This window comes from Amycolatopsis sp. NPDC006125 (genome assembly GCF_040614195.1).
Taxonomy (GTDB): Bacteria; Actinomycetota; Actinomycetes; order Mycobacteriales; family Pseudonocardiaceae; genus Amycolatopsis_E; species Amycolatopsis_E tucumanensis.
The window spans coordinates 54,193-73,955 of sequence record NZ_JBEXTZ010000024.1; the positions used below are offsets into that span (position 1 = coordinate 54,193).

At 74.3% G+C, this 19,763-nt stretch carries 19 protein-coding genes; 12 read left to right on the plus strand and 7 right to left on the minus strand.

Translation table 11 applies throughout. From position 1 onward, the window contains the following. The first annotated feature begins 1 nt into the window (after position 1). The 3 genes from ABZ193_RS14885 to ABZ193_RS14895 are packed head-to-tail and all read left to right on the plus strand — an operon-like array spanning position 2 to position 1,521. Positions 2-487 carry a hypothetical protein gene (locus ABZ193_RS14885; protein ID WP_020420111.1) on the plus strand — a complete coding sequence of 162 codons (486 nt, stop codon included), beginning with the start codon at positions 2-4 and terminating at the stop codon, positions 485-487. After that, entirely contained in the window at positions 471-1,016 is a 546-nt protein-coding gene (locus tag ABZ193_RS14890; protein WP_084506146.1) for an RDD family protein, read from the plus strand. The genes ABZ193_RS14885 and ABZ193_RS14890 overlap by 17 nt, the downstream gene beginning before the upstream one ends. 37 nt (positions 1,017-1,053) lie before the next feature. Next, a complete protein-coding gene (locus tag ABZ193_RS14895; protein ID WP_235716206.1) occupies positions 1,054-1,521 on the plus strand; it encodes a hypothetical protein in 468 nt (155 codons plus the stop codon). Here ABZ193_RS14895 and ABZ193_RS14900 read toward each other — a convergent pair. Both ABZ193_RS14900 and ABZ193_RS14905 read right to left on the minus strand, forming a co-directional pair. Next, positions 1,487-2,821, minus strand: coding sequence for a hypothetical protein (locus tag ABZ193_RS14900; RefSeq protein ID WP_354710210.1), 1,335 nt, complete (start codon positions 2,819-2,821; stop codon positions 1,487-1,489). The two genes, ABZ193_RS14895 and ABZ193_RS14900, sit on opposite strands and share 35 nt — an antisense overlap. Beyond that, positions 2,814-3,047 (minus strand): hypothetical protein, encoded by a 234-nt coding sequence (locus tag ABZ193_RS14905; protein ID WP_039791719.1) that lies wholly within the window; start codon positions 3,045-3,047, stop codon positions 2,814-2,816. The genes ABZ193_RS14900 and ABZ193_RS14905 overlap by 8 nt, the downstream gene beginning before the upstream one ends. A 215-nt stretch (positions 3,048-3,262) precedes the next feature. Here ABZ193_RS14905 and ABZ193_RS14910 point away from each other — a divergent pair, with 215 nt between their 5' ends. Both ABZ193_RS14910 and ABZ193_RS14915 read left to right on the plus strand, forming a co-directional pair. Further along, on the plus strand, positions 3,263-5,878 hold the full coding sequence (locus ABZ193_RS14910; protein ID WP_354710212.1) for a LuxR C-terminal-related transcriptional regulator: 2,616 nt from the start codon (positions 3,263-3,265) through the stop codon (positions 5,876-5,878). Between the two features lie 67 nt (positions 5,879-5,945). Beyond that, on the plus strand, positions 5,946-8,549 hold the full coding sequence (locus tag ABZ193_RS14915; RefSeq protein ID WP_235716205.1) for a LuxR C-terminal-related transcriptional regulator: 2,604 nt from the start codon (positions 5,946-5,948) through the stop codon (positions 8,547-8,549). On the opposite strand, the gene ABZ193_RS14920 is transcribed toward ABZ193_RS14915, so the two are convergent. Continuing rightward, on the minus strand, positions 8,535-9,146 hold the full coding sequence (locus ABZ193_RS14920) for a DUF308 domain-containing protein (RefSeq protein WP_020420104.1): 612 nt from the start codon (positions 9,144-9,146) through the stop codon (positions 8,535-8,537). The two genes, ABZ193_RS14915 and ABZ193_RS14920, sit on opposite strands and share 15 nt — an antisense overlap. Before the next feature lie 250 nt (positions 9,147-9,396). Here ABZ193_RS14920 and ABZ193_RS14925 point away from each other — a divergent pair, with 250 nt between their 5' ends. From ABZ193_RS14925 to ABZ193_RS14935, 3 genes are read left to right on the plus strand one after another with little or no spacing between them, the layout of a single operon-like run. Then, positions 9,397-9,807 carry an SHOCT domain-containing protein gene (locus ABZ193_RS14925; RefSeq protein ID WP_020420103.1) on the plus strand — a complete coding sequence of 137 codons (411 nt, stop codon included), beginning with the start codon at positions 9,397-9,399 and terminating at the stop codon, positions 9,805-9,807. Positions 9,808-9,839: 32 nt separating this feature from the next. Further along, positions 9,840-10,424: a potassium channel family protein gene (locus ABZ193_RS14930; RefSeq protein WP_020420102.1), complete on the plus strand. Its 585-nt coding sequence runs from the start codon at positions 9,840-9,842 to the stop codon at positions 10,422-10,424. Next, positions 10,384-12,198, plus strand: a complete 1,815-nt coding sequence (locus ABZ193_RS14935; protein ID WP_354710213.1) for a glycoside hydrolase family 15 protein — start codon at positions 10,384-10,386, stop codon at positions 12,196-12,198. Before ABZ193_RS14930 ends, ABZ193_RS14935 begins: the two co-directional genes overlap by 41 nt. Here ABZ193_RS14935 and ABZ193_RS14940 read toward each other — a convergent pair. Genes ABZ193_RS14940 through ABZ193_RS14950 form a run of 3 tightly spaced genes read right to left on the minus strand, consistent with a single transcriptional unit; the run spans position 12,173 to position 13,699 of the window. Beyond that, positions 12,173-12,436 (minus strand): lipopolysaccharide assembly protein LapA domain-containing protein, encoded by a 264-nt coding sequence (locus ABZ193_RS14940; protein WP_020420100.1) that lies wholly within the window; start codon positions 12,434-12,436, stop codon positions 12,173-12,175. The two genes, ABZ193_RS14935 and ABZ193_RS14940, sit on opposite strands and share 26 nt — an antisense overlap. After that, a complete protein-coding gene (locus ABZ193_RS14945; protein WP_354710214.1) occupies positions 12,420-13,259 on the minus strand; it encodes a YhjD/YihY/BrkB family envelope integrity protein in 840 nt (279 codons plus the stop codon). Before ABZ193_RS14945 ends, ABZ193_RS14940 begins: the two co-directional genes overlap by 17 nt. Beyond that, positions 13,256-13,699, minus strand: coding sequence for a hypothetical protein (locus ABZ193_RS14950; protein WP_020420098.1), 444 nt, complete (start codon positions 13,697-13,699; stop codon positions 13,256-13,258). Before ABZ193_RS14950 ends, ABZ193_RS14945 begins: the two co-directional genes overlap by 4 nt. A gap of 110 nt (positions 13,700-13,809) precedes the next feature. Here ABZ193_RS14950 and ABZ193_RS14955 point away from each other — a divergent pair, with 110 nt between their 5' ends. From ABZ193_RS14955 to ABZ193_RS14970, 4 genes are read left to right on the plus strand one after another with little or no spacing between them, the layout of a single operon-like run. Continuing rightward, a complete protein-coding gene (locus ABZ193_RS14955; protein WP_051123588.1) occupies positions 13,810-15,555 on the plus strand; it encodes an MFS transporter in 1,746 nt (581 codons plus the stop codon). 10 nt (positions 15,556-15,565) lie between these two features. Then, positions 15,566-16,720, plus strand: a complete 1,155-nt coding sequence (locus ABZ193_RS14960; RefSeq protein ID WP_354710216.1) for an AI-2E family transporter — start codon at positions 15,566-15,568, stop codon at positions 16,718-16,720. 2 nt (positions 16,721-16,722) lie between these two features. Further along, a complete protein-coding gene (locus ABZ193_RS14965; protein WP_354710217.1) occupies positions 16,723-17,370 on the plus strand; it encodes an HD domain-containing protein in 648 nt (215 codons plus the stop codon). Beyond that, complete coding sequence (locus ABZ193_RS14970) at positions 17,351-17,863, plus strand: hypothetical protein (RefSeq protein ID WP_020420094.1); 513 nt, start codon at positions 17,351-17,353, stop codon at positions 17,861-17,863. The genes ABZ193_RS14965 and ABZ193_RS14970 overlap by 20 nt, the downstream gene beginning before the upstream one ends. Here the strand turns inward: ABZ193_RS14970 and sulP are convergent. Next, positions 17,820-19,556: a sulfate permease gene (sulP, locus tag ABZ193_RS14975; protein WP_354710219.1), complete on the minus strand. Its 1,737-nt coding sequence runs from the start codon at positions 19,554-19,556 to the stop codon at positions 17,820-17,822. The genes ABZ193_RS14970 and sulP overlap by 44 nt on opposite strands. Positions 19,557-19,763 lie beyond the last annotated feature (207 nt).

Genomic DNA, 19,763 nt, shown 5'->3' on the forward strand with positions numbered 1-19,763 from the left:
CATGGTGGCAGCGGAGGGCCCACGGCCGGGTCCGGCCGCCGCGGATCTGGTGCTCGGCGGCGGCGCACTGGCCGTCACCGCGCTGCGAAGCCTGGCGCGCACGGCCCTCGCGCCCGTGCGGCCGGTGCTCGCGCCGGTCGTGCGGACCGGGAACTGGCCGGCCCCGCTGCGCGAGCTGGCCGAAGACGGGCAGCGGCGGCGGCAGGAGGCGGTGGCGCACGGTGTGCGCCTGTTCCGCCGGGTCGCGCCCGCCGTGGTGGTGACCGTGCTCGACGAACTGGACCTGGCCGGGATCGTGCGCGGCGTGATCGAGGAGATCGACCTGCCGGAGATCATCCGGACCTCGACCGGGTCGGTCGCGAACGAGTCGGTGCGTGACGCGCGGATCCAGGCGATGGCCGCGGACGACGCGGTGGCCCGATGGGCGGGGCGGATCTTCGCCGCACGGCGGCGGCCGCTCCCGGCCGGGCATGACGCCGCGACCTGACGGTGGGCCGGGTGCGGCCTGGTTCGCCGCGCTGCCCGCACCCGCGCGCGCCCACCAGGGCAGGCCCGCCGGACTGGTCAGCCGCACCCTCGCCGCGGTCGTGGACTGCGTGGTGCTGGGCGTGGTGCTCGCCGGCCTCTACCTCGGGTGGGCGGTGGTCGAGTACTCGCTCGACCCGGTGCGGTTCACCTTCCCCGCGCCGGCCAGGCTCGTGACGTTCGCCGTGGCCGCCGGGATCGCGGTGCTCTACCTCGCCGTGTGCTGGACCGCGACCGGCCGCAGCGTCGGCGACCAGCTGCTCGCGCTGCGCGTGGTGGACCACCGCGGCCGTCCGCCCCGCCCGGTGCGGGCGCTGGCGCGGGCGCTCGGGTGCGTGTTCGTCCCGGTCGGCCTGCTGTGGGTGGTGGCCGGTGGCCGCCGCCGGTCGCTGCAGGACCTGCTGCTGCGCACGTCGGTCGTCTACGACTGGAACCCCCGGCTCCGGCCGGTCTCACCCGGAACGAGTGACGCCGGGGACAGCGCGGCGTAGTCATCGTGGCGGGGTTTCCGGACGAGGGGAGGCGATCGTGGTGGATGCTCGCGTGCGGTCCGCGGGCGTGGCGCTGGGCGCCGCGGCCGTCCTGTGCGCGGTCGCCTGCGGTGGGGAGGGCGGCTCGGCGACGTCCACCACCACCGCCACCACCGGCGGCAGCCCCGCGACGAGCGCCACGAGCCGTCCCGAGTGCGCAGCCCTCGTGTCCACCGGGCAGGCGCTCGTCGAGACGGTCACCCAGTTCGTCAACGGGCAGGCCACCGGCGAGCAGGTGCGCGTGGCGGCCGAGCAGCTGGCCGCGTCGGTCGAGATCGTGCGCGCCGTCGTCGGCGCGGACACCGCCGCCCGGCTGGACGAGGCGAAGGCCGCGCTGGAGCGCCTGCGGTCCGCGCTGACGGCGCAGCCGCCGGACCTGCCGCAGGTGCGGGCCGCGGCGAACGACGCGCTCGCGGCCCTGCGCGAGGCCGTCACCCTGTGCCAGGCGAGCCCGCCGTCCGGTTGATCACCTCGTCGCCGCGGGGCTGGTCCAGGAACTGCAGCACGCCGAGGGCGAACACCAGCACCAGTGCGATCACCAGCACTGTGAGCCCGCTGGGGCTGCTCAGCGAGACGAAGACCAGCACGGCGACGCCGAGCAGGCCGAACCGGAGCGCGGTGAGGTGCGCGTGCACCCACGGGCCGACCGGGCCGGTGCGCAATCCGGCCTTGGCCTCGCCGCGGCGCAGCCAGCCGATCGCCTTCCCCGCGCCCCGGCGGACGCCCACCGCTGTGGCCGACGGCCCGGCCAGGAACGCGCCCAGCGCGACCACCAGGCCGATGGCGAACACCAGCCGCAGGCCGTCGCGCAGGAACCGGACGATCAGGTCGTAGGAGACCCCGGCGGCCACGGTCGCGCGCGGCGGCACCGCGCCGACCAGCACGCCCCGGGTGATCAGCAGCGCCGCGGCGATCACCAGCATCCCCAGCGACACACCGAGGCCGGCGCCGATCAGCGCGCGCCGGTGGCGCCGGGCGGCGTAGACGCCCAGGGCGATCAGCGCGAGCGCGACCCACGGCAGCCAGGTGGCCGCCTTGTCCAGCAGCGAGTAGCCGTTCTTCGCCCGTTCCAGGGTGGTGGCGTCGGTGATCGCGATCGTCGGGTGGACGTCGGGGATCCGGCTCGCCACGCCGAACCCGGACTGCACCAGCTGGTTCTTGGCCTCGGCGATGAACGGCGCGAGGTCCAGCCGCACCTCGCCGTCGGACACCACCACCGCCTCGCTCCGGCCGGACAGCACCGCGTTCATCTGCTCGCTGGCCGTGCGCAGCGAGCGGTCCCACAGTTCGGCGACGCGGGGGCCGGACACGATCGCCGCGACCCGGTCGCGCACGAACCCGCGCAGGCTCGACTCCAGCGGCCCGGCGAGCCCTTGCAACCGGTCGGTGACCGCGGGCGGGACCCCTTGGGCGCTGAGCACACCCAGCGCGTCGGAGGTCAGCTCGGGCACATCGACGTACTCGAACACCGTGGCGGTGACCCGGTCGGTGATGGCGGTCTGCACTGACGGTTCGCGGATGACGGGGCTGGTCGTGTCGACGAAGCGGTCGGTGTCGGCCACCTGGTTGTGCACCCAGACGGTCAGCAGGGCGACCGGCATCAGCAGGCACCCCAGCGTCAGGATCACGCCCGCGGCCAGCGAACGCCACCGGATCCGCCGTCTCGGCGTGCGCTCGCGCAGCGTGGCGACTTCCGCGCGCAACCGGTCCAGTTCCGCGCGCTCGCCGTCGGTCAGCGGCGTGGCGCGGCTCGAGGTGTCAGTCATCACCGGTCTCCGTTCTGGGCAGCTCGGGGATCCGGTGCACCGACACGATCTGCAGGCCGAAGTCCTCCAGCAGCAACAGCAGCCCGTGCAGGTGCGCCTGGTCGGAGACCGCGCCGTAGATGATGGTCTCCGGCGGAGCGGGGACGACGCGCACCTCGCTGAACTCGCCCACCGCCTGCCGCAGCTGCGGTGAGCACCGCCCGTGGACACGGAACTCGTAGTTCATCTCCGGCACGACTCCGCCTCCTCGAGCAGGTGGGGGCGACGGCATCCGGCCGCTGCCCGGCAGCGCCACACTCCGTGCCGGGCGGGCCGCTTTCCTCGCCTGCCCTGGGTGAGATGCCACTGGCCGCTGGAAACGGCCGCGCCGGGTGTCCACACTGGGAGCCGGCGAGAGGGAGTGTGATGCGGGACCCGGGGAGCGGGGAGGATCGCGGGCGCGTGCCGAGGAGCAAGATCACGGCGCCCGATCTGCCCGCGCACTTCGTCTCCCGTCCCCGGTTGCTGACGCTGCTCGACCGAGCCGCCGCCCCGGTCACCGTCGTCCGCGCGCCCGCCGGGGCCGGCAAGACCCTGCTGCTCGCCGAATGGGCGCGCAGCCGCGGGGCCGGCCCGGCGGCGATGGTGTCGCTGGATCCGGACGACCGCGACGACCACCGGTTCTGGTCGGCGGTCCTCGACGCGTTCGCCGCGGGACCGGGGATCCCGCCCGGCAGCCCGTTGCGCACGCTGAGCGTGCCCCGCGACCCCGCCGCCGCCCCGGGTTTCCTCGCCGAGGTCCTCGACGCGCTGGACGTCCTGCCCCGGCGGGCGCTGCTGATCCTGGACGACGTGGAGGCGCTCGCCGGCGCGGGGCAGCGGACCGCGCTGGACGCGCTGGTGCGGCACCAGCCGGCCGGCCTGCGGCTGGTGCTGTCCGGGCGGCGCGAACCCCTGCTCCCGCTGGCCCGCCTGCGGCTGTCGGACCAGCTGTTCGAGATCGGCCCCGATGACCTGCGGTTCACCCCGGCCGAGACGCGGGCGTTGTTCGCCGTGAGCGGCGGTGACGTCCCGGCGCGGGTTCTGGGCAGGCTGGACGAGGAGGCCGAGGGCTGGGCGGTCGCGCTGCGGCTGGCCGCCGCCGCGGCCGTGCGCGAGGGCGGTCTCGACGAGTTCTTCGCCGGGCACGACCGGGCGCTGGAGGAGTACCTGGACCAGGAGGTGCTGGCCGGGTTCGACGAGGCCGTGCGGGAGTTCCTGCGGCTGATCAGCGTGTGCGCGGACACCTCGCCCGCGCTGGCCGCCGCCCTGGCCGGCCGGTCCGACGCCGCGGCCGTGCTGCACGACCTCGCCGGGGCCGGTGTCGTCGTGCGGGAAACGGGCGCGGCGGACGGCTACCGGATCCTGCCGCTGCTGCGCACCTACCTGCTCGCCGATCTCGCGCGGCGCGACCCGGACCGGCTGGCGGGCCAGCACCGGCTCGCCGCGGCGTGGTTCGAGGGCCGGGGTGACGCCGCGCAGGCGCTGCTGCACTCCGCCCGCGCCCCCGACGCCGCTCGCACGGCCGCCCTGCTGCGGACGGACGCGGTGCCGCTCTTCCTCGCCGGCGAGCACACCGTGCTGCGGGAGGCGCTCGGGGTGCTCGGCGAAACGCCGGTGGCGCGGGAGCCGCGGCTGGCGTTGCTCGCGGCGGCGCTCAGCCTCGAGACCGGTGAGACCGGCACGGCCGAGCTGCACCTGCGCCACGCGGAGGACGCGTGGCCGGCGGAGCCGCAGCCGGAACTCGTGGTGCTCCGGCAGCTCGCCCGCTCCCGCCAGGCCCAGCTGGACGGCGACCTGGCCGAAATGGCGAGCGCCGCGCGCGAGGTGGACCCGGAGCTCGCCCGCGACACGGATCTGGAGGCGCTGGCCGGGCTGCAACGCGAAACGGAGGTGCTGCTGACCGGCGAGCGCCGCGGCGCGCGGGACCACGTCGACGCGGTGGCGAACCGGGCCGGGGCGACCGGCCAGCGCCACGTCGAGGCCCGCGCGCTGACGATGCTCGGTGAACTCGCCGTCCTGGACGGGGATTTCCCGGCGGTGGACCGGATCGGCGAACGTCTCGACTCGGTGGCGGCCAGCGCCCGGGGCACGATCGAAGGCGCGACCACCGGCGTGGTCCGCGCGTACCGCGCCCTGCTGCGGGCCGAGCCCGAGGAGTGCGTGCGGCTCGTCGTGCAGACCACCCGCGCCGTCGACGGCATGGCCGCGCGGATCGGGGGGAACCTCGAGGTGGCCGCGGAGATGCTCGGCGGCGCCGCGCAGTTCGACACCGGCGACTGGCAGGGCGGCCTGCGGCGGATGCGCCGGGTGCGCCTCGGCCTCGGCGACCGCGCGCTGCAACCGGAGTACGCCGCGGTCTCGGGTGTCCTCGAGCACCGGGCGGCGCTGCTGGCCGGCGCGGCCGACCACGCCCGCGAAGTCGTGACGTGGTGCCTGAACGAGTTCGGGCGGACCGCCGAGCTCCTGCTGATGCGAGCGCGCGCGCAGATCGCGCTGGGCAGGCACGGGCCCGCCGCCAAGGCACTGCAACCCGTCGTCGACGGCAGCGTCACCGCCGTGCTGCCGTGGTCGGCCATCGAGGCGCGCCTGTTGCGCACCCGGATCGTCCTGCACCACGGCGACCTCGACACCGCGCGGCGGCTGGTGGCCGAGGCCCTGGCCGACGCGGAACGCCTCGACGTCTGGCGGCCCTACGTGTTCGCGCCGGAGGAGGTGATCTCCGTGCTGATCGGACTGCTCGGCAGGCTCGGCGGGCGGGAGGGCTTCGCCGCGAAACTCCTGGAACGCAGGCGGCACCTGGGCGGCAGCGCGATGCCCGAGCCGCTCACCGAACGCGAGCGCAGCGTGCTGCGGCTGCTGCCCACGCTGCGGTCCGTCGAGGAGATCGCCAACGACCTGACCGTGTCGCCGAACACGGTGAAGACCCACGTGCGCGGGATCTACGCGAAACTGGGCGTGCACCGGCGGCGGGACGCCGTCGCGGTGGCGATCGCGCGCGGACTGCTCGACGTGCACGGCGCGGAACCGGGGGAATGACGACCCTGTCCGGTGAGGACCCTTGGCCCTACCCCGGACACACCGTCCGCCCATAGTTTCTCCAGTCATGCAGGAAAAGGCGGCGAATCCCGCCGGCGGGCGGCGGTGGGGTGTCCCGCACACGAAGGTCGTGCCACCGCGGTTGCCGGGAAATTTCGTGCGCCGGCCGGGGTTGTGCGAAAAGCTCGCCCACGCGGTGGCCACCAGCCCGGTCACGCTCGTCTGCGCGCCCGCTGGGTGCGGGAAGACGCTGCTGCTGGCCGAATGGATGTCCACACTGGCGCGGGACGCGGTGTGGGTTTCGCTCGACCACGACGACGACACCGCGCAGCACTTCCTGACTTCGCTGCGGTTCGCCATCACCGAGCACACGCTCGCCACGGTGGAACCCGCGCTGCGGCACCGGTCCGCGCCGCCCGGCGACGCCGCGGTGACGGTCGCCGAACTCCTGCAGGCGATCGAGGCGCTGCCCCACAGGCTCGTCGTGGTGCTGGACAACGTTCAGGAGATCCCCGGCCGGGACGTGCTGCGCGTGCTCGCCGCGGTGATCCGCCACCAGCCCCGCAACCTCCGCCTGGTGCTGGCCGCGCGGTCGGATCCCCTGCTGCCGCTGGCGAAGCTGCGCGTGCAGGGCCGTCTGACGGAATTCCGGGCGGACGCGTTGCGGTTCGGCCCCGCCGAGGCGCGTGAGCTGCTCGACGGGTGTGGTGTCCGGCTCAGCGAAGACCAGTTGCTGCGCCTGGTGAGCCAGACCGACGGCTGGGCCGCCGGGCTGCGCCTGGCCGCCCGCTCGCTGCGCACCACCCAGGACCCGGACCGGTTCGTGCCGTACTTCGCCGGCCACGACCACGCCATGGCCGACTTCCTCACCGGCGAGGTGCTCGCGCACCTGCCTGGCGACTCCCGTGAGATCCTGGCCATGCTGAGCGTGAGCGACCGGGTGACGCCGCGGCTGGCCGCGGCGCTGACCGGGCGCGACGACGTCGGCGGCCTGCTGGCCGGGCTCGAGCGGGAGGGCGTGCTGGTCACCGCGGTCGAGGGCGAGCCGCCGTGGTACCAGCTCCACCCCCTGCTGCGGGCCTACCTGCGGACCGAGCTCACCCGGCACCAGCCGGACCTGGTGACCGTGCTGCACCAGCGGGCCGCGCGGTGGTTCGCCGGCCAGGACCGCCCCCGGGAGGCGCTGTTGCACGCCGAGCAGACCGGCGACGAGCGCGCGGCCGCGGAACTGTTGCACGCCAAGGGAATGGACGTGCTGCTCGACGGCGGGCCCGGGCTCGTGCTGCGTGCGCTGGACGCCGCGGGGAGCCTCGTCGCGCGGGACGCCCGGCTCCTGCTCTTCGCCGCGCTGGCCCACCTCGAGCTCGGCGAGCTGTCCGCGGCCGAGTCGGACATCGCGCGCAGCTCCCGGGTGTGGCCCGAGCGGCCGGACGAGGGGCTCGCCGGGTTCCGGCGGCTCGTGGTGTCCGCGCACGGGCTGGCCTGCGGCCGTGCCCCGGCGCCCGGTGGCGCCGGGGTGTGCCGGTCGGCCGCGGCGGAGGCGTGGGCCCGCCTCGACCACGGTGTCGCGTTGCTCGCGGCGGGCGACCACGGCGGCGCCGCCGGGGAGCTGGCGGCCGCCGACCGGCTCAGCGACGAGCAGGACCTGCACTACCTGGAAGTGCACACGAAGGCCGCGCACGCCCTGCTGGCGGTGGCCGCGGGCGACGACGCCGGGGCCGCGGAGGCGAGCGAGCTCGCCCTCACCCTCGCCGGGCACGGCACTTGGAAGCGCTCGCCCTGGCTGGCGGTGTGCCGAGCGATACTCGGCTTCGCCCGCTTGCTGCGGACCGATCTGCGCGGCGCCCTGGAACTCGCCGCCGGCCTGGACGGCGTCGAGCCGAGCGCGCTGCGCTTCGCGGGCGGGGTCATCGAAGGCGCCGCCCGGTACGACGGCGGCGACCGCGCGGCCGGCCTGAAACTGTTGCAGGACAGCCGGAGCGCCCTCGCCGGCGCGCCGGTGCCGCGACCGCTCGCCGCGATCGCGATGGCGCTGGAGCACCAGTGCGCGCTCGTCCTGGCGCAGGCCCCGCACGCCCGCGACGCCGCCGAGTGGGGCGCGCGCCGCCTCGGCCCGGTGGCGGAAGTGCACCTCACCGTGGCGCGTGCCCGGTTCGCGCGCGGTGACGTGGACGGATCCGTGCGTGCCCTGCGGGCCGCGCGGGAGCCGGGCGTGCCCCGGCTGGTCGCCGGCACGGAAACCGAGCTGGCGCTGCTCGACGCCGCGACCGCCCTGCGGCTCGGCTGCCGCACCAAGGCCAGGGGATCGCTCGAAGAGGCGCTCGTCTCCGCCGTTCCGGCCGGGATCGTCCGTCCGTTCGCCTACGCCGACCCGGAGGTCAAAGTGCTGCTGCTGGACCAGATGGGCGGGTTCGGCGCGGCCGAGACCTTCGCCGCGCGGGTCCGGCGGGTGCTGACCGAGGACGGCGCGGCGACCGCGGCGGTGCTGACGAACCGGGAACTGGTCGTGCTGACGCGCCTGACCTCACCGCAGCCGCTCGACGAGGTGGCTTCGGAACTGCGGGTGTCGGTGAACACGGTGAAGACCCACGTGCGGGCCATCTACGCCAAGCTCGGCGTGAACAACCGGCGGGCGGCCGTGGTCGCGGCGCGTGAGCTAGGCCTCGGCTGAGCGGTGGCCGTGGCGCGGCAGCGTGCCGTGCTCCTCGCGGCGCACCTCCACGCCCCAGCCGAACAGCAGCGCGCCGCCCAGCACCAGCTGCAGCCCGAGGATCCAGACCAGCACGACCAGGCTCGCCGAGGTGTAGGCGAGCACGAGGACGCCGGTGACCAGCGCGAGCGCACCGCAGGCGACGCGCCAGGCGCTGCCGGTCTCGCGTTCCGCCAGCCCGTGCACGATCTGGATCAGGCCGGCGACCACCCAGAACATCCCGAGCAGCAGCGTCAGCGCCGCCAGCGTCGGGAACGGGTACCGCACGAAGACGATGCCCACCAGGATCGACAGCACACCGGCCAGCACGGGCAGCGTGCGCTCCCCGGCGGACCGGTCCCCGGCGGACAGCGCCGAGACGAGCCGGACCACGCCGTCGACGATCGCGGAGATCCCGAAGACCACGGCGATGACCTTCAGCGTGGCCTCCGGCCAGGCGAGGACCACCGCGCCGGCGGCGATGGTCCCGACGCCGATCGCCATGACGGCCCCGGACGAGCCTGCCGCGCCGGCGAGTGAGTGGACGGTCCCGCGTCGCGGGCTGGTGTTCGCGGTCATCGCGCCTCCTCGGTCGTGTCCTGGCGGCAGCGTCCTCCCGCGCGGGAGCGGGGAACTCACCCCGGCCGGGTGATGCCGCACCGGTCACCCGGAGTGACGCTGCCGGGGTGACCACGCGCGGGACGTGCGCATCGAGGCGCGGGCACCACGTGCGGGCGGCGCGCCCGGGGAAGCCGACGGGACGCCGGCCCCGGGGGATGCGCCGCCCGCGGCGCGTGATCCCCGGCGGGTGTCGAGCAACGGAGGCGTCATGACACTGGCACAATCGGAGTACCCGTTCCTGGACCTGATCTGGACCATGCTGGTGTTCTTCGGCTGGGTGATCTGGTTCTGGCTCCTCGTCGTCATCTTCGGCGACCTCTTCCGGCGCTCGGACGTCTCCGGGTGGGGCAAGGCGGGCTGGACCGTGCTCGTGCTGGTGCTGCCCTTCCTCGGGGTGCTGATCTACCTCGTCGCGCAGGGCAGGCACATGGGCGAGCGCAGGCGGGCCGAAGCGGTCGCCGCGCAGAACCAGTTCGACGACTACGTCCGCGACGTCGCCCACGGCGGCGGCGGGAACGGCGCGGCGAGCCAGATCGCCGAGGCCAAGAAACTGCTGGACAGCGGGGCCATCGACGACAGGGAGTACCAGGACCTCAAGGCGAAGGCACTGGCCCGATGAGACCGGCGTCCGGATGACCGGGGCGGTCCGGGATGGCGCCCGGTGTGGGGGAGCGGGTACGGGCGCACCGGGGGCGGTTGTTCGTCCTCGGTGTGCTCCGCCCCTCGCTGACCGTCGCGCTGCTGGTCACCGCGTACTACGTGCTCCCGCTGGGGGACCGGGTGCGCGGCGGCGGCGCGGTGTTCCTGGCGGCCGGACTGCTGGTGGTGACGGCGGTGGTCGTGTGGGAGGTCCGCGCGATCCTGCGGTCGCCGTACCCGCTCCTGCAGGGTGTGCAGGCGCTGGCACTGGTGGTCCCGTTGTTCCTGCTCCTGTTCGCCGGGGCCTACCACAGCATCGAGGAGGTGCGGCCGGGCAGTTTCACCGGCGCCCTCGGCAAGACCGACGCCCTCTACTTCGTGGTGACGGTGTTCGCCACGGTGGGCTTCGGCGACATCACCCCGGTCGCGGAGCCGGCGCGGATCCTGGTCACCGTGCAGATGCTCGGTGACCTGCTCCTGCTTGGCCTCGGCCTGCGGGTGATCCTCACCGCCGTGCGGCACGGCCGCGACCGGACTGAGAAAACCGGAGGAGACGATGACCGAGACCGCGATCTCCGAGCACGGGATGATCGGTGACCTGCACACGGTCGCACTGGTGACGACGGACGGGTCGATCGACTGGTTCTGCTGTCCGCGCTTCGACTCGCCGAGCGTGTTCGGCGCGCTGCTCGACGACGAGCGCGGCGGCCGCTTCCGGGTGCGGCCGGCGGGCGATTTCACCAGCCGCCAGGTGTACTACCCGGACAGCGCGGTGCTGATCACGCGGTTCTTCACCGCGGAAGGGGTCGGCGAAGTCGTCGACTTCATGCCGCCCGCCGGGGAGCACGCGACCGGCAACCACCGGATCGTGCGGCTGATCCGGTGCGTGCGCGGCCGGATGCGGTTCGAGGTCGAGCTGGCGCCGCGGTTCGACTACGGCCGCCGTCCACATCGGACGGAACTGGCCGGTGCGGGCGCGGTGCTCGACGGCGGTTCGACGGTGCTCACCGTCCACCCGGTGCGGGAACCCGGCGACGAGCGGCTCGCCGAAGTCCGGCACGCGGGCCAGGACCTGGAGATGTCGGTCGAGCTGTCCGCCGGGCAGGTCCGCGGCGTCGTGCTCGAAGCGGACGCGGACGGGCCGCCGCGGGAGATCCGGGTGGCGGAGGTCCGGCGGCTGTTCGAGGAGACGACCGCGTTCTGGCAGAACTGGCTCGCCGGTTCGTCCTACCGCGGCCGGTGGCGCGAGGCGGTGGAGCGGTCGGCGATCACGCTGAAGCTGCTTACCTACGCGCCGACCGGCGGGATCGTCGCCGCGCCCACCGCGGGGCTGCCCGAGCAGGTGGGCGGCGAGCGCAACTGGGACTACCGCTACACCTGGGTGCGTGACGCGTCGTTCTCGGTGTCGGCGTTGCTGGGGCTGGGGTTCGACGGCGAGGCGGAGCGGTTCGGCCGCTGGCTCGGCGACCGCGTGCGCGAACGGGCGGGCGGGTCGTCCGGGCCGCTGAACATCATGTACCGGGTCGACGGTTCCAGCGATCTCAAGGAGGACGTGCTGGACCACTGGTCGGGGTACCGGGGTTCGCGTCCGGTCCGGATCGGCAACGGCGCCGCCGAACAGCTGCAGCTGGACATCTACGGCGAGGCGATGGACAGCCTGTTCGCCGGCGACCGGGCCGGGCTGCCGATCCCGCACCAGGGCTGGCGGGCCGTGCGCGACGTGCTCGACTGGGTGTGCGCCAACTGGGACCAGCCGGAGGAGGGCATCTGGGAGACCCGTGGCGGGCGGCGCCCGTTCACCTACGGCAGGCTGATGTGCTGGGTCGCGCTGGACCGCGGCATCCGGCTCGCCGCCGAGCACGGCAGGCCTGCCGACCAGCAGCGGTGGGCGGCGGAACGCGACCGCATCTACGAGGAGGTCCACGACCGCGGGTGGCACCCGGGGCGGCGCGCGTTCGTCCAGCATTACGACACCGATGTGCTCGACTCCTCGCTGCTGCGCATGCCGCGGCTGGGGTTCATCGCCGGGCGTGATCCGCAGTGGCTGTCCACACTGGACGCGATGGCGGACGAGCTGGTCACCGACAGCCTGGTCTACCGCTACGACCCGGCCGCCTCGCCGGACGGGCTGCGGGGCTCGGAGGGCACCTTCTCGCTGTGCACCTTCGCCTGGGTGGACGCGCTGGCGCGGGCCGGGCGGGTGCGGGAGGCCCGCGGCGCGTTCGAGAAGATGCTCACCTACGCCAACCACCTCGGCCTGTTCTCCGAGGAGATCGCGCTGACCGGCGAGCAGATCGGGAACTTCCCGCAGGCCTTCACGCACCTCGCGCTGATCGACGCGGCCCTCACCCTGGACGCTGCCCTCGCTTAGCGCGGTGAGCGCCGCGGCCAAGCAGGAGCCCGGCGAGCAGGCCGAGCACGAGGACACCCGCCAGCGCCGCCCACAGCGGCCCGGTGATCGTCGTGGTGAACACGCGGATGTCCACGGTCTGGCGGTTCTGCAGAACGAACGTCAGGCCGAGCGCCACCAGCACCGCCGCGGCGATCAGCTTGACGGGAACCTTCTTGGACGGCGGCGCCTTCGGGGCGCCGTCAGGACGCGCTGTCATCGGAACTCCTCGGCAGTCGGTCCTCCTGCTCGGACAGCAGGAGGTTGAGCACGTGGGCCAGCACGACGAAGCGGGCCATCAGCATGAGCCAGACGAGCACGGCGGCGGCCACCCCGAGCGTCCCGTACAGCTCGGAGGCGCGGGACAACTTGCCCGGCAGGAAGTGGACGGCGACCGCGCGCAGGCCTTCCAGCCCGAGGCCGAACAGGACGGCCCCGGGCAGGAACGCGCGGTGCGGCCGGGATTGCCCGGCGCGCAGCAACGGCAGCCCCAGCAGGGTGAACACGGCAGCCATCACCAGCGACATCACCGCCGCGGGGATCTGCAGGGCGGATTCCAGGAGTGGCCCGCCGAGGCAGGCCACCACGACCCCGAGCAGGGCGGCGGTGTAGCGGCCAGCCCTGGCCAGTGCGGTGAAGTCGAGCGGGCAGGTCCCCGGGCGGACCCGGTTCGCGACGCCGTCCAGCGCCCGCCCGAGCGTGAACGACGCGACCGCGAGCGAGCCGATGCCCACCCCGAGCGCGAACAGCCTGCTCTGTTCGGCCTGCCGCCCCACGTTCTCCAGCAGGCTCGCGGTGAGCGGGCTGAGCCCGGTGGTCCGCACCAGCTCGCGCAGGGTCGTCCCGGACCACCAGAACCCGAGGAGCGCGACGAGGATCAGGACACACGGCAGCAGCCACACGAAGATCCGGAAGGCCAGCGCGGCGGCCAGCAGCGGGCCGGCGATCTCCAGGTCCCGCCGGAGCACCCGCCCGGTCAGCCGGACCGCGGGGAACCGGCCCGCCGCCGAGGCGAACCCCGCGCGCGCGGCGGTGGTCCTCACTCCCGGCCGTGCGCGACGACCGCCCAGATCACGAGCACGTCGATGGCGATGACGATGGTGGACTGCACCGGCGCGACGTTGAGGAACGCCAGGTGCGACAGCGCGTTGAACCCGACCAGCAGCACCGCCACCACGCGGGCCCACATCGCCCCGAACCCGAGCGCGACGCCGGTCGCGACCGCGAGCACGCCGACCACGAGGTGGATCCAGCCCCAGCCGGTGAGGTCGACGACCAGGGTGCCCTCGGGGCCGACGACGTAGTGGTCGTCCGCGGCCAGCGCGACGATGCCCATCACCGTGGTGAACAGCCCGGCCAGGACCACCATCACGGCGCCGAACAACAACCACCCGCTGCCGCGTTCCCCCGTCACCCTGCCGAGCCCGGTGGCCCGCTGGGAATTCATGTAAGCCTGGTCGCGCAGGTACGCCTGATCCGCCATGGCCGCCTCCGATCCGCGGGAACGTCCGGCCACAGTGCGCCCTCGCGCCACGCCGCTCTTCGCCTGCGACGGGTGAGCGCACGTGCCCGTGGCCCGGTTACCGTCGCCGGATGGGGACGACGGCTGTGACGCGGCGCCGTGGCGGCACGGTGCTGCTCACCCTCGCGACCGGGCAGTTCCTGATGACCTTGGACACGTCGGTGATGAACGTGTCGATCGCGACGATCGCGAACGACCTGGGCACGACCGTCACCGGGATCCAGACCGCGATCACCCTGTACACGCTGGTGATGGCGATGCTGATGGTCACCGGGGGCAAGATCGGGGCGCTGATCGGGCGGCGGCGGGCGTTCGCGATCGGGTGCGTGGTCTACGGCTGCGGCTCGCTGACGACCTCGCTCGCCCCCGGGCTGGGCGTGCTCATCGTGGGCTGGTCGGTGCTGGAGGGGCTCGGCGCCGTGCTGATCATGCCGGCGATCGTGGCGCTGGTCGCGTCGAACTTCGAGCAGGCGCAACGGCCGCGGGCCTACGGGCTGGTCGCCTCCGCCGGCGCGATCGCGGTCGCCGTCGGCCCGCTCGTCGGCGGGCTGGTGACCACCTACTTCTCGTGGCGCTGGGTGTTCGCCGGCGAGGTGCTGATCGTGCTCGTCATCCTGGTGCTGGCGCGCCGGATGGCCGACCCCGGGCGCGGCGAACGCCCGGCGCTCGACTTCGCCGGGACGGCGATGTCCGCCCTCGGACTGGGCCTGGTGGTCTTCGGCGTGCTCCGGTCGGGGACGTGGGGCTGGATCCTGCCGGGTCCGGGCGCCCCGGCGGTGCTCGGGCTGTCCCTGGTCCTGTGGCTGGTGCTGGCGGGCGGGGTCGTGCTGTGGTTGTTCCTGCTGTGGGAGCAGCGGCGGGTCGCCCGCGGCCGGGAGCCGCTGGTGGACCCGGCGATGCTGGGCAACCGGCGGTTGCGGGCCGGCCTCATGGTGTTCTCCGGCCAGTACCTGATCCAGGCCGGGCTGTTCTTCGTCGTCCCGCTGTTCCTGTCCATCTCGCTCGGTCTGTCCACGGTGGAGACCGGGTTGCGGTTGCTGCCGCTGTCGGTGACGTTGCTGGCCGCGGCGGCCGGGATCCCGAAGCTGTGGCCGCGCATCTCGCCGCGCCGGGTCGTGCGGGCCGGGCTGGTGACGTTGTTCGTCGCGCTCGTGGCCTTCTTCGCCGCACTGGACGCGGGCGCCGGTCCGGAGGTCACCACGGTCCCGATGCTGCTGGCCGGGCTGGGCATCGGCGCGCTGGCCTCGCAGCTGGGCAGTGTCACGGTGTCGGCGGTGCCCGACGAGCGCAGCAGCGAGGTCGGCGGGCTGCAGAACACGTTCACCAACCTCGGCGCCTCGCTGGGCACCGCGCTCGCCGGCTCGGTCCTCATCGCGGTCCTCACGTCGTCGTTCCTCGACGGCATCCGCGACAACCAGGCCGTGCCGCCCCAGGTGACGGCGCAGGCGGAGGTGCGGCTGGCCGGTGGCGCGCCGTTCGTCTCGGACGCGGCACTGGAGGCGAACCTGGCCGCGGCGGGGGTTCCGGCCCCGACGGCGGACGGCATCGTGGAGTCCAACCGGGACGCCCGCGTCCAGGGTCTGCGCGCCGCGATCGCGGTGCTCGCGCTCGCCGCCGTCGTCGCGCTCTTCTTCACCCGCCGCATCCCGCAGGAGCAGCCGGGCGGCTCACCCGGGGCGGGTGAGGACAGCCGCCGCGGCGGTCCGGGCGGGCACGGCGGAGACGGTGACGGCGGTGCGGGAGCAGGCGGGCTCGCCGCTCCGCCGGGGGCCGGATCGCCCGGCCGGGATGAGCAGCACCCGGTGCCGCCGCTCTAGCCTCCCGCGGATGGAAGAGCCCCCGAACCCGCGGCTGTCGCCCGACGGTCTGGCGCCGTCCCGCGATCTGCTGCCGCGGGCGCTGGTGGTGCTGCTCGGCGCGGCCGCGGTGGTCGTGGTCGTCGCCGGGGTCCGCGCCGCCGGCTGGCTGGTCGGCCCGGTGTTCACGGCGCTGGTGATCGTGATCGCCGTGTCGCCGGTGCAGGACCGGCTCCGCCGCCGGGGGTGGCCGGCGTGGCTGACCACCACCGTGCTCGTCATCCTGGTCTACGGGGTCCTCGCGCTGCTGACGCTGGGCATCGTCGTGTCCCTCGCGCGGCTGGCGGGCCTGGTGCCGCAGTACACCGGGCAGGCCGCCGAGGTCGTCCGCGACGCCTCGGTGGGGCTGTCCCGGCTCGGCATCGGACCGGATCAGCTGCGCGCCGCCGCCGAATCCCTCGACCTGGGCAGGCTCACCGGCCTGCTGACCGCCCTGCTCGCCGACATCGCCGGACTGGTGTCGAACCTGGTGTTCCTGCTCGCGTTGCTGCTGTTCCTGAGCGTCGAAGCGGGTGGCGCGGGGCAGCGGATCGCCGCGATCGCCACCGACCGCCCGTCCGTGAGCGCCGCGCTGCGCGGGTTCACTCGCGGCACCCGGCGCTACCTCGTGGTCACGACGGTGTTCGGGCTCGTCGTGGCGGCCCTGGACGCGCTGGTGCTCGCGGTGATCGGCATCCCGCTGGCGCTGACCTGGGGGCTGCTGTCGTTCGTCACCAACTACATCCCGAACGTCGGGTTCCTGATCGGGCTGGCCCCGCCCGCGATCCTCGGCCTGCTCACCGGCGGCGTCGGCCGGATGGTGCTGGTGATCGTCTGCTACGGCGTCATCAACTTCGTGCTGCAGTCGCTGATCCAGCCGCGGTTCGTCGGCGACGCGGTCGGATTGTCGGTGACGGTGACGTTCGTGGCGCTGGTCTTCTGGGCGTGGCTGCTGGGGCCGCTCGGCGCGATCCTGGCGATCCCGATGACCCTGCTGGCCAAGGCGCTGCTCGTGGACCTCGATCCACGCGCCCGCTGGGCGGACGTGCTGCTGCGGTCCGGGCAGCGCGGGCCGCCGGAATCCCGGCGCCGGGAGGCGCTGTTCGCGCGGTGGCCGCACCGCGCGGCGGCCCGACGGAAGGAGTAGCGATGTCTCGCCTGTCGATGGGGCCTGGATCCGGCGTGGTGGCCGGGTACCGCGACGCCATCCCGCTGGACCGGTGGGCGCGGGTCACGGCGGGCCGTCTGCTCGCCGACGAACAGCCGCGGCGGTGGGCGCACAGCCAGGGAGTCGGGCGCAAGGCCGAAGGCACGGCGCTCGCGCTGGCGCCGGCCGACCGTCCGGTGCTGGTCGCCGCGGCCTGGTTGCACGACATCGGGTACGCCGCCGCGGTCGGGGGCGTGGGCCTCCACCAGCTCGACGGCGCGTGCTACCTCCGCAGTGTCGGCGTGCCGCTGCGCGTGTGCGCGCTCGTCGCGCACCATTCCGGCGCGGACGCGGTGGCCGCGCTGGTCGGTCTCGGGCGGCGGCTCGCGGAGTTCCCGGACGAACGCGGACCGGTCCGGGACGCCCTGTGGTACTGCGATCTGACCACCAGCCCGGATGGGCTGCCGGTGTCGTACCGCACCCGGCTGCTGGAACTGCGGGCGCGCCGCGGCCCGGACGATCCCGTCGTGCGCGCGCTGGCCGTCAACGGCGAGGAGCGGGCCGCGGCGGTCCGGCGCACCGAGGACCTGCTGTTGTCCGTCCGGTTCGGACAGCGGGCGGAGGTGGACGGTGATCGGCGGACCGGCTGACCGGACCGCCGTCCGGACGGCGGGCAGACGGCGCGCGGCCGGCATCTACGGCGCGATCGTCACCGCGGCGATCCTGACCGCGGTGGGCGAGCAGCTGCCCACCGCGGCACTGGCGGTCGCCGTCGTGGTCACGCTCCTGGTCTACTGGTCCGCCGAGGAGTTCGCGGAGATCGTGGGGGAGCAGACCTCCGGCGGCGGGCTGCCGACCCGCGCCCAGGTGCGGGCGGAGTTGCGCGCGACGTGGCCGATGGTGACCGCGTCCTACGGTCCGCTCGCCGCGCTCCTGCTGGCCCGGCTGGCCGGCGCCACACCGCTCACGGCGGCCAACGTCGGGCTCGCGACCGCGGTGGTCCTCCTGGTGGTCCACGCCTGGTCGGCGGCGCGGACCGCGCGGCTGCGCGGGGTCCAGCTGGTGGTGACGACGTGCGTGGCCGGTCTGCTCGGGGTGGTCATGATCGTGTTGAAGAACCTGGTTCTGCTGCACCTGCACTGACCGGGACCCAGCCGTTCCCGGTGCGGCGGCGGAACGCGTCCACGGCGGCGGAGACGGTGGGGTAGAAGTGGTCCGGATCCAGCGTGCGGGTCAGCTCGTAGCGGTCGATCTTGCGCCGCACCGGGTCCTTCAGCTCGGCGAGCACGAGGTGCGTGCCGCGCGCGTTGAGCTCGTCGTCGAGGTCCCGCAGCATGTCCGCGGCCGTGGTGTCCACATCGGTCATCGGTTCGGCGGCGACGACGATCCAGTGCGGCGCCGGGTCGCGCGCCGCGAGCCGGCGCACCGCTTCCCGGAAGGTCTTGGCGTTGGCGAAGATCAGCGGCGCGTCGAACCGGAAGATCACCAGCCCGGCCGGCCGCCGCGCGTCCGGGTAGGACCGGACGTCGTGGTAGCCGGGCACCCCGTCGGCCTTGCCCAGTTCGGTCTGGTACGGCAGCCACGCGTGCCGGAACACGTTGAGGATGGACAGCACCACCGCGACCGCGATCCCGGGCAGCACGCCCAGCAGCGCGACGCCGAGGAGGGCCGCGGCCGACAGGAGGAACTCGGTCCGGCGTTGCCGCCACAGCCGCGCGGTCCCCCGGAGGTCGGCGAGCGACAACGCCGCGGTGATGACGATCGCGGCGAGCACCGGTTGCGGCAGGTTCCGGAACAGGCCGGGCGCGACCAGGATCATGATCGTGATCAGGACGGCGCCGACGACGCCGGTCAGCTGGGTCCGCGCGCCGGCCTGCTGGGCGACCGCGGTGCGCGATCCGCTGGTGCTGACCGGGAAACCCTGGAACAGCCCGGCCGCCAGGTTCGCCACGCCGATGCCCGCCATTTCCCGGTTGCCGTGGACCTCCTGCCCGGTGCGGGCGGCGAACGCCGACGCCGTGGAGATCGTGTCGGCGAGCGAGACCAGCGCGATGCCCAGCGCGCCGGCGAACAGCGGAGCGAGGTCGGACAGGCCGATGTCCGGAATGGACAGCGGCGGGAAACCCCGCGGCAGCACACCGACCAGGTCGACGCCGCGTGCGGCGAGGCCGAACAGCGGGACCGCGGCGATCGCCAGCACCACCACGACGAGCACCGCGGGGATCTTGGGCAGCCAGCGCTGCAGCAGCAGGATCGCGGCGACGCCGGAGATCCCGACCGCGGCGGCGGCGCCGTTGACCTCGCCGCCGAAGATCCCCCGCGCCACGGCGCCGATCTCGGCGACGAGGCCGTCGGCGTCGACGCTGAACCCGCACAGCTTCGGCAGCTGCCCCACCACGATGGTCAGTGCGAGGCCGTTGAGGTAACCGATCATCGTCGGCTTGGATATGAGGTCCGCGATGAAGCCCAGCTTGGCCACCGACGCGACGATCATGATGGCGGCGACGAGGATCGCGAGCATCGAGGCGAGCGCGACGGCGCGCCCGGGGTCGCCGTCTGCCGCGGCGAGCGGCAGGATCGTCGCGGCGATCATCGGCCCCAGGGAGGAATCCGGCCCCAGCACGAGGATCCGCGACGGCCCGAACACGGCGTACCCGAGCAGGCACAGGATCGACGTGTACAGCCCGGTGATCGCGGGCAGGCCGGCCAGCTCCGCGTACGCCATTCCCTGCGGCACCAGCAGCGTCGTGAGGACGACGCCGGCCACGAGATCCTTCGCCAGCCAGCGGCGCTGGTACGACCTGATCTGCCGCAGGCCGGGAACCCAGTGGGACATGACGAAACCCTTCCCCAGGCGATGGTAACCGGGCGGCCGCTTCCCGGCCCGGGGCCTCGGTCCCCACCGGAGGAGACGAAAGACCCTTGACGGAACAGCCTGCCGTTCCGACGCCGGGGCGAGTGCGCGCCGACCGTCCGGTTCGGACAGTGGGTGCGCCGCCGGCTCAGCCGGGGCCGGGTGGGGGAGGAGCGCAGGCGGCCGGGC